Below are 449 nucleotides of genomic sequence, written 5' to 3'. Positions count from 1 at the left end.
TATTAGTTACCTCTTTGTCTTGAATGATTCCTTGTTTTAGTGATTTCATTTTCAATACACGACGTCTAGCGCCAAATTAAAATACGACTTAACAAGACACCTCTACTTTAACAGGTTCTATAATAAGTTGTGTGGAAAGCTTGCTCTCCATGCAACTTTTTTTGTAATTCAGAGTGCAAAAAAAAGCAATTCCTAGTAAACTGATAAGTGAAAAAAAAACATCAGAATAGGAATTGCTTCATATGGACTATGTTACTCAAAAATTACTCGGAATTCAAAACCTAAACATTACTTTTAGAGAAAATTGGCTTACTTTTCGTAAAGATAAGCGAAATCGTCTTGCCCAAATCATTGAAGGTTCTTTGGAAAAACGTCCAAGCTGTTGCCCCTCCTGTGGAGTTATCTGGGAATCTACTAAAGATGTCTATGCCCATGGTACCACTCCTAAA

At 35.0% G+C, this 449-nt stretch carries 1 pseudogene; it reads left to right on the top strand.

Annotation, left to right across the window (positions count from 1 at the left end):
• Nucleotides 1-242: 242 nt before the first annotated feature.
• Nucleotides 243-449: pseudogene (locus tag E5983_RS09500) on the top strand (hypothetical protein); the annotation flags it as partial.

It is taken from the genome of Streptococcus danieliae (assembly GCF_009767945.1).
Lineage (GTDB): Bacteria > Bacillota > Bacilli > Lactobacillales > Streptococcaceae > Streptococcus > Streptococcus danieliae.
Note: the sequence above shows the minus strand (reverse complement) of the source record. Positions and strands in the feature narration are given on the sequence as shown.